Genomic DNA, 13359 nt, shown 5'->3' with positions numbered 1-13359 from the left:
CCACAATCGCACTGTCTTGTCCGCACTACCGGAGACGATATATTTTCCATCTGGGCTGAAGGCGACTGAGGTGACAGCATCCTGATGTCCGACAAAAGGTTGACCGATGGGATTGCCTTTGATATCCCACAATCGCACTGTGCTGTCCGCACTACCGGAGACGATAGATTTTCCATTCACCGTCAAGGCGACTGAGGTGACAGCAGACTCATGTCCGACAAAAGGTTGACCGATGGGATTGCCTTTGATATCCCACAATCGCACTGTCGTGTCATTACTACCGGAGACGATAGATTTTCCATCCGGCGTCGCGGCGACTGAGGTGACACCAGACTGATGTCCGACCAAAGGTTGACCGATGGGATTGCCTTTGATATCCCACAATCGCACTGTCTTGTCCGCACTACCGGAGACGATAGATTTTCCATCCGGCGTCACGGCGACTGAGTTGACACCAGACTGATGTCCGACCAAAGGTTGACCGATGGGATTGCCTTTGATGTCCCACAATCGCACTGTGCTGTCCCAACTCCCAGAGACGATATATTTTCCATCCGGCGTCACAGCGACTGAGGAGACAGCAGACTGATGTCCGACCAAAGGTTGACCGATGGGATTGCCTTTGATATCCCACAATCGCACTGTGTTGTCCCCAATCATGGAGACTTTGGAGACGATATATTTTCCATCCGGCGTCACCTCGACTGAGAAGACAACACCCTGATGTTCTTTAACCTGATGTCCTTTAAAAAGATTGCGTTCGGGGGATAGCTGAATGCCACTGAGTAAGCTAGACTGAACCGAACCCAGAACTTCTCGCAACTTATCCTTGCTTTCACCAGTCGCCGCAATCGCCAGCACTAAACCATCTACACGACTAACATTCAGCAAATTTTTCACGGTGGCAGCTTTTTCCCCCAGCGTCGCCACTACGGTCTGCCTTTCCGCCCGCAACCACAGAATCGTAGTCCCCACCGCAGCTGCACTCACCACCCCCACAAAGACAGCAACAATACCAACATTACGGCGGCGGTTATTGATTCGCCTCCTGATACTTTTTTCGATAAATTCCTTCCCCAGAGATGACAGCAAACCCAATTCGGCATAATCCTTGAGATAATTCTCCGCCTCTACCAACTTTGACCCCACCAGCAAGTCATCTTTTGGCTTTTTTTTCCTTTCCCAATCTTCCGCTTCCGCCTCAATTTTGCGTTCGATTCTAATCGCATCTCGGTTTTCGTTCACCCAATTACGCAATAATGGCCAATGGCGGATCAAAGCTTCGTGGGCAACATCCACCACAGTTTCCGTTTTTTTGGCTTCTCCCCGCGCCGCCAGTTCCGATGTCACCAACAACCGCGCATCTGTCAATTTATTCAGTACCCCATCCACTAAAACTTGCGGGTTCTTTTCGCTGACTAAATCTGATTTAAATATCTGTCTGCGCGTATCTTCGGTTCCTTCTCCCAACTGGGTAAGTTCCAAAAAAATCCGTTTGGCAGTAAGTTGTTCTTCTGGTGATAGTTGTTGATAAACTTCATCGGCACGATTTTGCAGCGTTCCCTTCACCCCACCCAGTTTGGTATATTCTGCCAATGTCAAACGATTCACTTCTCGCCGCTGCCACAATTCCGTTAGGGTATATTGCAATAACGGCAGAATAGCGGGTGATTTTTCCACATCTTGAAGCATTTGTTCGACGAGTTCCCGCTGCATTTCCAAACCCACCATTTTCGCAGGTTCGGTAATAGCTTCCTCTAATTCTTCCCGATTCATCGGCGTCACCGTCACCTGAGAATCTTGAATCAGTCGAGATAATCCGGCATATTCCTGTTCGGCACATTTCCCAAAGAAATCTGCCCTCATGGTGATGACGAGGCAGAGTCGATTATCTGTATGTTTTATTGCACCTAAAATGCACTCAAAAAATTTATGACGTTCGTCGATATCTTGGCAGAGGGTAAAGCATTCCTCAAATTGATCTATGACTAAAACTACGCGCTGGGAGAGAAACCCGGTTTCTTGAAGAAACCGGGTTTCTGAGTGGGAGAGAAACCCGGTTTTTCCAAAAAACCGGGTTTCTGAGGTTTCTGAGAGTTTAGCTTTTACTAATTCTCTCAATCCAACTGCACCAGCAGCAATCAATTCTTCCGCTTTTTCTAATTGGGATGACCCCACCCCCAACCCCTCCCCGCCACGGGGAGGGGAGTCTGACTCCCCCATTGCCTCGGAGGGAACGGGGGTTGGGGGGGTTAGGTTTTCGTCCACAAACACCCGTGCTAAACTTTGCAGTGGATGTTCCCCCGGTCTAAAAATTAAAATCGGCCAATTCTCGCTTCCAGACAATCTTTGTCCTAATTTTAATTGATAAAGTAACCCGGCTTTCACCACCGAAGATTTACCGTTACCAGAAGCGCCCATTACTGCTAGAAAATTACTTTCTCTGACTTTATCTAGCAGCAAATCTGTTAACGCCGTTCTTCCTTTAAAATATTTCGCATCTTCATCGTTGAAATCAAAAGCTGACAATCCTTTGTAAGGACAAACTCCCGCCATTAAAACAGCGCGTTCTATCTTCTCCTTTTCGCCAGCCAGAATAATCTCGCCGCCAGAATTGTGAAATATCGGACGTTGGCGCGATGTTGCCAATTGCTTGTTGATAAAATCGACTAAGCTATAATTCGTTACCCAACTTTCCGCGTGATTTTCTGGTTTCAAACCTTGCAATAACGCACCAGTCAAAATACCGTGTTCGCCGCCTACTTCCTCGTAAGCTTCCTCGAAATCTCGCGATGCAGCTATCAAACATCTGTCCCGCGCTTTCCCTCTATTACCTGGGTCTGCTTCTGCAAAGTTGAGTAATTCGCCGCTATGACAGCAATCTAACCAAACTATCTGCTGTCGTACCGGACTTTCTTGCAGTAATTGGCGCAACCATTGCAGGGATAGTCCCCATTTCCCGCGTTGGGGGTTAGCTTCCGATGTCGCTAGAAAACCTTCGCTGACGCCGCCTTCGTTGGAACGCAACCCATGTCCGGCGAAAAATAATAATGCTGTGTCTGGTATACTGCTGCTGGGAGGATTGAAGAGGTTGGCAATGGCTTTTTTTAAATCCTGCGCTTGAGTTAAATTCTTGGGTGGCGGTTCCGGATTTACCTCCCACTTCCCATCTATATGAATTGCTGGTAAGCGCTGCACCCGAAAATTGCCGTAGGTTTCCAGAAATTGCGCTATTGCTTCCGCATCCGCCGCCGACTTCATCAAATGTCGCGGTTTGCTGGTGGGTTTATCTTTCAACAAAGGATAGCGATTAATACCTACTACTAAAGCTTCTCGGTTCATAGCAGCGCCATTCAGGTAATAACCCAAGTTGCTAGGAATTAATTTTGAGTCGATCAGGTGCGTCAGAATACAGAAATTTAGCAATAATCATTAATTTTAGCGCTCTAACGCACCCTACTTAATCGCCGCAACTTGAGTTAATATATAACTTACGTAAAAATACTGCTTTGTGTAAACCTATGAACGCCGTTGTTAACAATTCTTTACTGGCTCTAATGTTAGCGCTTAAGGATTTAGAATCTCCCTTAAGCGAAGATGAACAATCAACTTTATCCGATGTCGCTGCACAACTTTCCCTCGACCCGGATGCTTGGGAATCTGATATCGAACCAACTTTGATGGCGGTAATAGCAGCAAACCCAAACTTAAATCAATTATATCAATCTGCTAAATCGCAACTGGATAATGTGAATGGCAATATTCCGAAAGAATTTATTCCGACTCAATTTGAAGTAGAAAAAATTATCTCACCGATGTTCGCAATAGTTAACCGCGGCTTCGATCCAGAGGCGGATGAATCGGATTTTGAAAGCAATGAAATTAACAACATGGTCATCAGTATTTTGAGTAATCCCGACCCTGTGGAATTGACCAAAAAGTTAGGCCGTTTCGAGCAATTAAAACAATTCATTGGCGCGAAGAAATAGATTGATAGATTTTTAACCGCAGATAAACGCAGATAAACGCAGATAGTTTGTGTTTATCTGGGTTATCGGGAGGAATTTTTTTAATCCAAAATCCAAAATCGAATGACTGACATCATCTATCCGACGCTAGATTTATTTCTGTATGACCTGAGAAATGGGGCGGGCGATACACATGAAGAAATGGAAAAAAATCGGGAAGTTTTTCTGAAAAAACTTCCGGAAAGCGTTCGCCCAATTCTGTTTCAGTTTGATAGCGATTTTGAAGCAGAATATGTCGAACTTTTAGTTAAGCCAAAAACTAAAAGGTTTGCCGCTAACGATGAACCCTATTCTGTTGAAGGTTATTACTATCCGGTGCGTCTGGGGGATACTTATGGTTTGTTGGTAGATTGTTCTGTTAACAATCAAACCGATCCTCAACCAGCAGAATGTTTTGCAGCTCTGAAAGTTGATATCGAGCAAAAAAGATTGAACAATCAAGTGGCTACAATTGGCCAAACTTGGTTGATTTCCGCTCAAGTGTCCAACGCTGACAATTATAGCATAGAAAATGTTGCCAAAGCTTGTTATCAAGCGTTAATGCCAGGTTTAAGTTGGGAACAAGACTTGGAAGGTAAAGGGCTATTTTTAGGTGCAAATATATTTGAACTGTCGCGGTACAGGGTGAAGATTTCCGAAAGCGCGACATCGGCAACAAGCATTCAAGATATTCAAGAAAATATCCACGTTATTATTATTTTCTATCCTCATGAAGATGCTGCTAGAAAGGGGGCAAAGTTTTATTATGATTGGATGCGTTTATTTTACTATCGCCACAAAATCCTCTGGTGTTACGGTCAAAGCAGGCTTTTGAAACAATCCCTGAAAAAGTATTTAGCAATTATACAAAATAGTATAAAATTTTATCGAAAAGGCAATCAAAGAGAATTAAATTTAAAACAAATTGGTCAACAGTTAGAGCAAGTACAGGAAACGTTAAATCCCTACTCTATAGAACTAACATATCTAGATTTTCAAATTCACGCTATTGATATAAACTTGGGCAATTATAAAAAACGATGGGAAACGATCGCTAAAAAAGCGGGTGCAAATAGCGAACTGGAATTCATGCAGGAATTTAGCGCTTTAGCTGAAAATAAATACCTCCTCCAAATCACAAAAGATTCTGACAATTTAAAGCTAGGTTTGAGTTTAATAGATAGTGCAATTAACACGCTTCGCAGTCGAGTGGAAGTTGACGAAGCAGAACGGGGTAGCATTTTCCAAAATGCCGTCGCTATTTTAGGAGTAGGATTTGGTGCTATAACCTTATTTGGAGATTTGCCGCCGGAAGGCTTTGACGATCCCGTTACACACATTGTCGCCAATTCTTTGCACGTTCCGCAACCTTGGGTATCACCTACTACAACATTTGTCTATAACTTGGGTATAACAATTTTAGCAGGGGCGCTGACTTGGTTGGTGATTCGCTTTTGGCCGCGATCGAGGTAACGCACAGATCCGATCCGCCCATAAAGGTACGTAGTTGGGCTTCTAGCCCTCTTATTATACCTGGCATAAGGGGGCTAAAGCCCAACTACGTACAAAGAATCAGACTAATCTTATAACTAGCAACTTGGGTTAATAAATGTCCTTCTTTATGGCGGAAAATATGCTGTTGATTTTTGTTGATGCCTTGTTCTAATTTTGCTCTAATTGCCTGTTCGTCTATGTTTGACATTTTAATTGTTAAAATCCGGCAGTTTCTAGCAGCTTTTTCTTCTTTCTTCTCAGTGTCAGGTATCGAAAACCCAGAAAGCTCAATGTTTCGTGGAAAATCTTTTGTTGACAAATCTTAATAATTTTCGGAAAGCTTTATATGTTACACTTTAAAAGTCTCGACGCGAGAGAAGAGAAGACTATAAAATGACTATCTAAATAAATATTCCCAAAATTTGAAATTAACTCCATAAATGAAAGAAATTATTCAATTGCCAAAAATTGTACAGATTCCTGAAAAACCTTATCAACTTTCACGATATGAGGATGATTGAACTTCGCCTGTCGCAGCGCCTCGTTGAGAAAATCTTGCTGCAACTTATCGAAGTCGCCTCTCGCCTGCGCCGTCTCGTTGAGAGTTTTGACCGCGAACTGCTTACCATTTTGCTCTCTGACGCGATAAGTGATGCCAAAACCGCCATCTCCCAGCACTTCCCGGATGGTATACTTGCCATCTTGCAACTTGTCCCCTCTTTTCCAACGCATCGCACGGTGAGTTGTTCGATATTGAGATTATTTTGGCACAATCTGGGGAGTGGGGAGTGGGAGAGTACTCACTCTTTGGCAGGCGAGACGCTACCTCACAAGCGTTATTGCCGATATTTATTTAATGTGTTAGTTGCTTAAGTCTGAAAAAACCCGATTTCTGACTCTGCTGCAAAATCTGGATATATATATGTTAAGCTACTCCTGAAAAAAATTTTTGACGAATTAGATCTCCTGTCCTTTTAAGGCCCAGTCAATCCAAAATCCCAAATCCTCTCATCCAAAATCTAGTGACCAATGGTGAATGAATTATTTAATAAAAAATCGGTAGACAGATTAGTCCAAGAAGCTGCGGCAGAAAACGGTCATGGATTGGATCGATCGCTCGGTTTATTCCATCTCATCGCACTGAGTATTGGTATACTCATCGGTGCGGGGATTTTTGTGCTAACGGGACAGGCAGCTGCCAATCACGCTGGGCCAGGAGTTGTCATATCATTTACGATGGCAGGTGTTGGCTGTGCATTTTCGGCACTGTGCTATGCGGAATTTGCAACCATGATTCCCATTGCTGGCAGCGCTTACACTTACGCTTATGCTACTTTGGGCGAAGTTGTAGCGTGGATAGTTGGATGGGATTTAATTTTAGGATATATCTTTTGCACTTCCACGGTTGCAGTTGGCTGGTCGGGATATTTAGTCAGCTTGCTAAAAGATGTAGGAATTGTAATTCCGCCACAGTTTTGCAATCCGCCGCTCAATTTACCGGCGATGTTTATAGTGGTGCTAATGACGGTATTGCTAACTGTAGGAATTCGCAAAACGGCAAAATTTAATAATGCGATCGTCATCATTAAAATAACGGTTATTTTAATGTTTATCTTTTTGGGATTCGCTCACATCAATAACCAAAATTTGACCCCTTTTATACCGCCTAATACCGGAGAATTCGGCAGCTTTGGGTGGAGTGGAATTTTGCGCGGTACAGGGGTGGTTTTTTTTGCTTATACAGGTTTCGATGCAGTTGCAAGTGCAGCACAAGAAGCGCGAAATCCCCAAAGAGATATGCCGATCGCAATTATGAGTTCCTTGCTCATTTGCACTATCCTTTATGTAGGAGTATCGCTGGTGTTGACGGGAATTGTACCTTATCAACAACTGAATGTACCCGACCCCATTGCTGTAGGCGTAAATGCGATAAAAGAGCAATTGCCCTGGTTGCCGCCAACAATTAAAATCGGAGCGATCGCAGGTTTGAGTTCGGTAATTTTAGTATCGCTGTTGGGACAATCGAGAGTTTGTTACGCTATGGCCAAAGATGGATTGTTACCACCTCTATTAGCAGCAGTTCATCCCCAATTCAGAACACCGCACATCGCCACTATTACATCGGGAATTGTCGCCGCCATCTGCGCCGGATTGTTGCCGATCGGCTTGTTGGGAGAATTGAGTTCGATGGCAGTTTTATTCGCATTTTTAATTGTCTCCCTTGCCGTACCAATTTTACGCCGTAGCCAACCGGATTTGCCCAGACCTTTTAAAACACCCCTCGTTCCTTTAGTGCCGATTTTAGGAGTAATTACATCTGCCCTACAAATGGTCGCTCTTTCTATCGATATTTGGTTGCTATTACTGGCGTGGATGGGACTTGGCTTGTTAGTATATTTCACCTACGGTCGCAAGAATAGTACCTTAAATCAGCAACAGGAACAGCCAACAGAGTATCTGGAAATTAGCTGAAGTTTGAATTAACTGAGATAAGCTCTTGCGTCAGCTTAAAGCTAAACTCTTTTGAAGTTAGAGAGTTTGTTTATTTCGATCGTCACAATCATGAAATCATGCCAACTGCCTTTGCCGCTAAAACCAGGTGACTTGCTGCACGTAGTTACACCCAGCGGTGCATTACGGGAAATAGAAGCATTGGAAAAAGGGGTGCAAATCTGGCGCGATCGCGGCTATCGTGTAGAAGTTACCAACGTGCAAGAAAAATGGGGCTACCTCGCCGGCAAAGACGAACATCGTCGCCGCCAACTACAAGAAGCATGGCATAATCCAGAAGTCAAGGGAATCCTCTGTGCCAGAGGCGGTTACGGAAGTACTAGATTGTTGGAAGATTGGAGATGGACTGTTTCAGAATATCCTAACATAACAATCGATGAAGGGGAAATTTCCCAATCCAAAATCCAAAATCCAAAATCCAAAATCGAAAAGTGGTTAATTGGTTTTTCGGATGTAACTGCATTGCTTTGGAGTCTTTGTCAAATTGGAATTGCAGGCGTTCACGGCCCCTTACTCACCACGATAGCATCAGAACCGGATTGGTCAATTCAAAGATTATTTGATTTGGTGGAAGGACGCAGTTTACAACCGTTACAAGGTCTAGGATGGGGTGGCGGAAAAGTTAGCGGCATTTTATTACCAGCTAACCTAACAGTAGCAACACACTTATTGGGAACGCCGTTGCAACCAGAATTAGAGGAAGTAATTTTAGCCTTAGAAGATGTCACAGAATTTCCTTATCGGATTGACAGACAATTAACCCAATGGCGGATGATGGGAATATTCCAGAAAGTGAAAGGAATTGCCTTGGGAAGATTTAGTCGTTGCGAGGCTCCAGAGGGAATTCCCAGTTTCAGTATAGAGGAAGTGTTGCGCGATCGCTTATCCGACCTTGGCATACCCATCGTATCAGACTTGCCCTTCGGTCACGACGGCCCCAACGCCTGCTTACCGATGGGAGTTCCAGTAGAATTAGATGGCGATCGAGGTATGCTTAGTTTTACGTAATACTTGGGATGCTCCAGGAACCGTAGATATCTATAATCTGTCATAATCTGTCGAAACAACCAGCAAAGTTTCAAAAACAGGTGAGGGGGCATGATGAAGATCGATCGTCAGTTTTTCCAGAAAATAGCTGCAAGTGTTGCGATCGCAGGGATGATGGTAATAGCGATCGGTGATATTGTCGGTGCAGCAGAAAGACTCAATGATGGAGATAGCGTTAATGGAGTCATCCGCGCTAACTCTCCCACCTTCCGATTTAGAAACCAAACAAGAACAGGTTCTCCCATTCAAACAGCTACTGGAGAAGAATATACCTTTAACGCCCAGCAAGGAGATACGATCCAAATTTCCGTCGATGTTGAAGAAGGCAATCTCGCACCAGTATTAGTTTTAATTTCATCGCAAAACGAACGCCAAGTTGCTTACGACGATACCCAGAATTCCCTGCGTTACCGAGTACCCGCTAATGGAGAATATCGACTTTTAGTATTAGGTCAGAATAACACGCGGGGAAGATACACCCTTTCCGTTTCTGGAATTTCCGATAACTCAGTTGCCCAAAATCCAGCTTCTCCAAACGCAGATAAACGGCGACAACTTCTGGCAGATGAATTTGGATTGCGAGTGCTGGATAACTGTCCTCCCGCCACCAGTTCTTTAGTTGTCGTTTCCTTTGTCGAATCCACACAAACTTACAGGTATTGTGCCAGTCCCAATCGCGTTTATCGCGCCGGAGAATATACCTACGATGCTATTAGCGGCGAGATTAAAACAGGCGCTCCTGTTGCCCAAGGTTCTTCTTCAACTAACGATGCCAAACGACGCATATTAGAAAATGAATTCGGATTGCGAGTGCTGGATAACTGTCCTCCCGCAACTAATTCTTTGGTAGTCGTTTCTTTTCCCGAATCTACTCAAACTTACAGATATTGCGCCAACGCCAACCGCGTTTATCCAGCCGGAGAATACACTTATGATGCTGTCAGCGGCAATTTAAAACAAGGCACAACTGTTGCCGGAGGTTCATCTTCACTCAACGATTCCAGAAGACAAATTTTGGAAGATGAATTGGGATTGCGAGTGCTGGATACCTGTCCGGCGGCAACAAGTTCTTTGGTTGTAGTTTCTTTTGAAGAATCCAATCAAATTTACAGGTATTGCGCCAATTCAAACCGCAATTACCCAGCGGGAGAATACACTTACAATACCAGCACTCGTAACTTACAAGCTGGTACTCCCGGTAGAAACAGTCAGCGATGTGCGGTATCCGTTGCTGGAGTTTGCGTAGTTAAATAATATCCTGTTATCCCCTCCCAGCGCTTTTCAACCTGTTGGAGGGGCGACCCTCAACCCTTACCCGCTCTCTAGATAGAGAGACAACTCTCCCCAAGCGTTGAGGGCATCTTTTGCCCAAGTTCCGGTATGCCCTACCACACTTAATGCTTTCATCAAGATATTAATTGCGGCATTCGTTTCTCGATGCAACACCAATCCACAACTACATTTATGAGTTCTAGCGCTAAGCGTTTTCTTGACTTCATTGCCGCAATTCGAGCAGTTAACGCTGGTGTATTGAGGTGGAACGGCTACAGTTATCTTCCCGTACACCCTGCCAAAATACTCCAACCAAACTCGGAACTGATACCAACTTACATCGCTATTGCTCTGAGCTAGTTTGTGATTTCTAGCCATATTTCTCACCTGCAAGTCTTCATAAGCAATCAAGTCGTTGGACTGAATTACGCATTGGGCTAGTTTACACGCCCAATCTTTACGTTGCCTACTAACTTTCAGGTGTTTTTTAGCTAATTTTTGTTTGGCTTTGATGTAATTTTTAGACGGTTTTTGACCAGCACGAAACTTTCTAGATACTCTTCTTTGTAATCGTTTTAATGCTTTTTCCGAACGATGCAAGTATCTAGGGTTATCTACCTGATTGCCGTCTGAATCTGTATAGAAATGAGTCAGACCAACATCAAGCCCAATCATCCTTTTGGTTGGTTCGGTTTTGATTTCACGATTACACGCGATACAGAACTGGGCGTAATATCCATCTGCCCGTCTGACTAACCTGATGCGCTTGATATCTGATAATTGATAGCAATGCAAATCCTGGGTTCCGATCAGTTTAAGTTGGCCAATTTCAAAGCCATCAGTTAAGATTAAATACTTCCTGTTTTCTGATAGCTTCCAACCAGTTGTTTTATATTCAACTGAATGAGCCCGCTTCTTAAAATTAGGAAATTCTTTCTTGAGATCGATCTTTTTTTTACAATTATCATAAAACCGTGAAATCGCCGCCCAAGCTCTATCTGCCGATGCTTGTCTTGCCATTGAATTCAGTTTTTTAGCAAAGCTGAATTCAGATGCCAAGATTTTACAATAGGCACTTAGCTCGTACTTGCCAACCTTGGAGTTGTCCAACCAATATCTAATGCACTTGTTTCTGATAAACAAGCCAGTTCTAATCGCTTCATCAATTAAGCCATATTGTTTGGCTTTGCCTTTCAGCTTAAATTCGTACAATAGCATTGTTTTTTTTCGCCTCATTACGCTAGAATTTTAGCATAATCTTTAGAAGAAAATTATTTTCATTTTTCTGCTAAACTTGGGTAAGTTACTGACTGGATATAAAGTTAGGGATCGACTCGTTTAAACAAAGCATCTAACCATATTTCAGATTTATTCGATCGCCAACCTTCGCTCAAATAAAAGTTACGTATAAATACTTGTCTAGTAATGTTGCACTTATGAAATTGATAAGATATACTATTAATAAGATTAAAAAAATCCAACATTAAAAATCTAAATACCTGGCAACGGCGGTTAGACAAATCGTTGCTGCCTGTGGAGGGTTAAGAAACAATTCTCCCTAAGAAGCAGGAAGCCCGAATCCGTGAGGGCGGGAATTGTGCTGCTAAGCTGAGTTTTAGGAATTTCAGTAAGCACACAGAATGTCGTGGTTGAAAACCTAAACTCATTGTTGTTTTTTGATTGCTTACCCCCCAGTCTTACTAGCGAAATTTGCTAGCAGATAGGGGGGTTTTATCTTTTCGATTGCAGTTCCCATTCTGACTAGCAAAAGTAACTAGGAGATTGGGAGTCTGGCTACCAGCCTAAAATGGAAAAACTTAGGAGACAAGATTGTATTTCCCTTGTCCCTAAATCAAACTGTCCCGTATACAGTTAGTAGACGGGGTTTTATATTTTAGATTGAGACTCCGCCTCAGCAACTTTTGCGGCTGGAGGTGTTGATGGATTTGGTGGCGGTTTTGGTGAAGGTGAATTCGTTGGCAGTTTTGATGAATTATTTGGCGAACTTGTGGACTGCTTTGATGAATTCGGAGGTTGCTTTGAGGAAAGACTAGAGCTAGGAATTCCAAAAATGCTAATAAACAGATCCCGACGGAATTGACCTAGCTGCTGGCTTTGTTCCTTAGCGTTAGTCATCCGTTGCTGATGGGTATCTGTTAAGAAGTCGCGATTTTCTTTCTGTAAATCTTGGTGAAATTTAAACAGATCTTCAGCTTGTTTTTTCGCTTGCTCCATCCGTTCCTGATGGGTATCTGTTAAGAAGTCGCGATTTTCTTTCTGTAAATCTTGGTGAAATTCAAACAGTTCTTTTGCTTGCTGTTTAGCTCGATCTTGTCTGGTTGTAGCGGTATCCGACAGAAATGTTTGAGTATCTCTGAATAGTTGAGTTACTTCCTCAGCTATAGAACGATGCTCCTGCCGGATTCTTGCCATTAAGGATATCATGAAGTTCTCCTCAATAAGAGTAAGTATCCGTGAGTGAATAAACCACAATCGCTCATTTTAAAATTCAGAGCGACTGTGGTTATATTAAACTTCTGTTTTGTTGCATCCAGCTCGTATAACGCGGCATCTCGAATTTGAGAGAGTTAAACAAAAGCAGAAGTTTGTGAAAAATTTAAGATGTTCTCAATCGTCAGATTGTAGAATTATCTCAATTTTTACGCAGCAGGCATCGCAGCAGATTGAGTTAGACCAACTGCTTCAGCATACTTCAAATATGTTTCAACAGAAGCGATGACAACACGAGCTTCGATCGCGAGTAATTCAATACCAACTAGCGAAACGCGAGCCCAAGCGTCTACAACAATACCTTTGTCAAGAATGCGATCGATAACTTCAGCCAAGCTAGAAGAAGAGTTGGTTTTTTCGACAGCCATTGTTTTTTACCTTTTACTCATTGTTGTTGTTGTTTTCTGGGGGCTTAGCGTTTGCCTTGCCACCTGACAATATGAATCTATCAACTTTATTTTGGGTTGTAAAGGGGGAGGTAAAAATCTATTCTAAACAAATGTAAATTTGTTGTCTG

The 13359-nt window shown here is 43.2% G+C and carries 11 protein-coding genes; 5 read left to right on the top strand and 6 right to left on the bottom strand.

The window, feature by feature from the left end:
* Positions 1-3426, bottom strand: a 3426-nt coding sequence (locus ACE1CD_RS09385) for a caspase family protein (protein WP_374823443.1), incomplete at its 3' end; no start/stop codon positions are given.
* Between the two features lie 95 nt (positions 3427-3521).
* Between ACE1CD_RS09385 and ACE1CD_RS09380 the strand changes: the two genes are divergently transcribed.
* Together ACE1CD_RS09380 and ACE1CD_RS09375 are read left to right on the top strand one after the other, a co-directional pair.
* The gene (locus tag ACE1CD_RS09380; protein ID WP_374823440.1) at positions 3522-3989 is read left to right on the top strand and encodes a hypothetical protein; all 468 of its coding nucleotides are present in this window, start codon (positions 3522-3524) and stop codon (positions 3987-3989) included.
* A 102-nt stretch (positions 3990-4091) separates the two neighbouring features.
* Positions 4092-5480 carry a hypothetical protein gene (locus ACE1CD_RS09375; protein WP_374823437.1) on the top strand — a complete coding sequence of 463 codons (1389 nt, stop codon included), beginning with the start codon at positions 4092-4094 and terminating at the stop codon, positions 5478-5480.
* Positions 5481-5565: 85 nt separating this feature from the next.
* Here the strand turns inward: ACE1CD_RS09375 and ACE1CD_RS09370 are convergent, their stop codons facing one another.
* Both ACE1CD_RS09370 and ACE1CD_RS09365 read right to left on the bottom strand, forming a co-directional pair.
* Positions 5566-5820 (bottom strand): hypothetical protein, encoded by a 255-nt coding sequence (locus ACE1CD_RS09370; protein WP_374823434.1) that lies wholly within the window; start codon positions 5818-5820, stop codon positions 5566-5568.
* 131 nt (positions 5821-5951) lie between these two features.
* The gene (locus ACE1CD_RS09365; protein ID WP_374823431.1) at positions 5952-6233 is read right to left on the bottom strand and encodes a protein kinase; all 282 of its coding nucleotides are present in this window, start codon (positions 6231-6233) and stop codon (positions 5952-5954) included.
* Positions 6234-6530: 297 nt separating this feature from the next.
* On the opposite strand from ACE1CD_RS09365, the gene ACE1CD_RS09360 reads away from it, so the two are divergent.
* The 3 genes from ACE1CD_RS09360 (at position 6531) to ACE1CD_RS09350 (ending at position 10313) form a co-directional block, all read left to right on the top strand.
* Complete coding sequence (locus ACE1CD_RS09360) at positions 6531-7973, top strand: APC family permease (RefSeq protein WP_374823428.1); 1443 nt, start codon at positions 6531-6533, stop codon at positions 7971-7973.
* A gap of 90 nt (positions 7974-8063) precedes the next feature.
* Positions 8064-9020, top strand: coding sequence for an LD-carboxypeptidase (locus tag ACE1CD_RS09355; RefSeq protein ID WP_374823425.1), 957 nt, complete (start codon positions 8064-8066; stop codon positions 9018-9020).
* A gap of 90 nt (positions 9021-9110) precedes the next feature.
* The gene (locus tag ACE1CD_RS09350; protein ID WP_374823422.1) at positions 9111-10313 is read left to right on the top strand and encodes a hypothetical protein; all 1203 of its coding nucleotides are present in this window, start codon (positions 9111-9113) and stop codon (positions 10311-10313) included.
* A gap of 57 nt (positions 10314-10370) precedes the next feature.
* Here the strand turns inward: ACE1CD_RS09350 and ACE1CD_RS09345 are convergent, their stop codons facing one another.
* From ACE1CD_RS09345 to gvpA, 3 genes are all read right to left on the bottom strand, one after another.
* Positions 10371-11549 carry an RNA-guided endonuclease InsQ/TnpB family protein gene (locus tag ACE1CD_RS09345; protein ID WP_374823420.1) on the bottom strand — a complete coding sequence of 393 codons (1179 nt, stop codon included), beginning with the start codon at positions 11547-11549 and terminating at the stop codon, positions 10371-10373.
* Between the two features lie 669 nt (positions 11550-12218).
* Positions 12219-12776 carry a gas vesicle protein GvpC gene (gene gvpC, locus ACE1CD_RS09340; RefSeq protein WP_374790015.1) on the bottom strand — a complete coding sequence of 186 codons (558 nt, stop codon included), beginning with the start codon at positions 12774-12776 and terminating at the stop codon, positions 12219-12221.
* A 215-nt stretch (positions 12777-12991) separates the two neighbouring features.
* Complete coding sequence (gene gvpA / locus ACE1CD_RS09335; protein WP_190463961.1) at positions 12992-13210, bottom strand: gas vesicle structural protein GvpA; 219 nt, start codon at positions 13208-13210, stop codon at positions 12992-12994.
* Between the last annotated feature and the right edge of the window lie 149 nt (positions 13211-13359).

It is taken from the genome of Aerosakkonema sp. BLCC-F183 (genome assembly GCF_041929145.1).
Classification (GTDB): Bacteria; Cyanobacteriota; Cyanobacteriia; order Cyanobacteriales; family Aerosakkonemataceae; genus Aerosakkonema.
Note: the sequence above shows the minus strand (reverse complement) of the source record. Positions and strands in the feature narration are given on the sequence as shown.